The 570-nt window shown below is 68.6% G+C and carries 1 protein-coding gene; it reads right to left on the bottom strand.

The window, feature by feature from the left end; translation table 11 throughout:
* Positions 1 to 570 (bottom strand): response regulator (locus AB0C16_RS40305; RefSeq protein ID WP_357691446.1); only part of this gene is annotated, 570 nt, incomplete at both ends.

Here is a 570-nt window from a genome sequence, read left to right as displayed (position 1 = left end):
CGTTCGAGATGGGCGGCGGTGGCGACCGCCGCGGCGTCGGCCGATTCGTCGTCGAGCTGCTTGGAGAGCGCTTCCGCCTGCTCCTCGACCGCCGCGAGCCGCGCGGAGAGCTCGGCCAGCAGACCGGCCGGCTCCTTCTCGTGCTCGCCGCCCGCGTGGCCGTCGCCCTCCAACTGGAGCCGCAGCAGAGCGGCCTGCTCGCGGAGCTTGCAGTTCTTCATGTACAGCTCGACGAAGACCGAGACCTTGGCGCGCAGCACCCACGGGTCGAACGGCTTGGAGATGTAGTCCACCGCACCGGCCGCGTAGCCGCGGAAGGTGTGGTGCGGACCGTGGTTGATCGCGGTGAGGAAGATGATCGGGATGTCCCGGGTCCGCTCCCGCCGCTTGATGTGCGCGGCGGTCTCGAAACCGTCCATGCCCGGCATCTGGACGTCCAGCAGAATGACCGCGAAGTCGTCCGTGAGCAGCGCTTTGAGCGCCTCCTCCCCTGACGATGCCCGGACCAGTGTCTGATCGAGCGCAGAGAGGATGGCCTCCAGCGCCAGCAGATTCTCCGGCCGGTCATCG

This window comes from Nonomuraea sp. NPDC048916 (assembly GCF_040649575.1).
Classification (GTDB): domain Bacteria; phylum Actinomycetota; class Actinomycetes; order Streptosporangiales; family Streptosporangiaceae; genus Nonomuraea.
The sequence above is the reverse complement of the archived record's forward strand: the minus strand, read 5'-3'. Positions and strand labels throughout refer to the sequence as shown.